General features: G+C 38.3%; 1 protein-coding gene. It reads left to right on the top strand.

Annotated elements, in window-relative coordinates; translation table 11 throughout:
• Positions 1–330: 330 nt before the first annotated feature.
• Positions 331–866: type IV secretion system protein (locus ACFIN0_RS09875; RefSeq protein ID WP_375702467.1), on the top strand; the 536-nt coding region annotated here is incomplete at its 3' end.

Raw genomic sequence — 866 nt, 5'->3', positions numbered from 1 at the left:
AAATGGTTGCACATTTCCGTGAAGCTGAGCGCGAGCTTATTAAAATGCATAGACGCGAGATGCATATGAAAATTTTTAGCAGTACCAGTAAGGGGATGCCTCACATACGGATTAAACAAAATCCTTTATAACATTTGTTTTCTCTATTTTATGAAAATAATCCTATTGTACATGTCTCAACAATCTGGAAAAACGCACAAAAGTTTCATCAAATCCAAAATAATCTCGGTGGGAGCGCTTGGACAAATTGTGTCAATACCAATGAAGCACATAGCATGTATCTGTATTTTAAAATGATAAAAAATTGAAAATTCATTAAAGAGGAATGCCATGAACTTCACGCTGTTCACGCAACTTTTCACTGAAATTGACAAAATAACAAAAACTTATGTCACAGATATTTCCTCAAAAGCAATGGCTACAATTACGCCCTTCGTCTCAATCGGGATCACCATCACTTTCATCATCTATGGATGGCTCATCATTCGTGGGGCTATCGACATGCCTCTCTCTGTATTTGTGAACAGTTTCCTACGAATAATCATTATTACTTCAATAGCTCTTACCGCAGGATTGTATCAACCAGAAATCACAAATTTAATAACTCAAATGCCTCATGATTTATCAAAAGCGCTCATAAAAAATCCGCTCACTGATCAACAATTAATGAACTTGCTTGACAAAGCAGCAAGCCAAGGGTTTCAATATGCAAGTCGTCTTTTCGAAGAAACTGTCTTCTTCGAGGCTAATGGGCTACTTTACGGTCTCTTAGGTATCATCATCTTGTTGGCAACAAGCCTCGTAGTCGCAATCGGTGGGGGTCTCGTCCTTCTGACAAAAATCGCACTTGCACTTCTCGTAGGATG

Origin of the sequence: Bartonella sp. AA89HNZF (genome assembly GCF_042196905.1) — a bacterium.
Taxonomy (GTDB): domain Bacteria; phylum Pseudomonadota; class Alphaproteobacteria; order Rhizobiales; family Rhizobiaceae; genus Bartonella.
The sequence above is the reverse complement of the archived record's forward strand: the minus strand, read 5'-3'. Positions and strand labels throughout refer to the sequence as shown.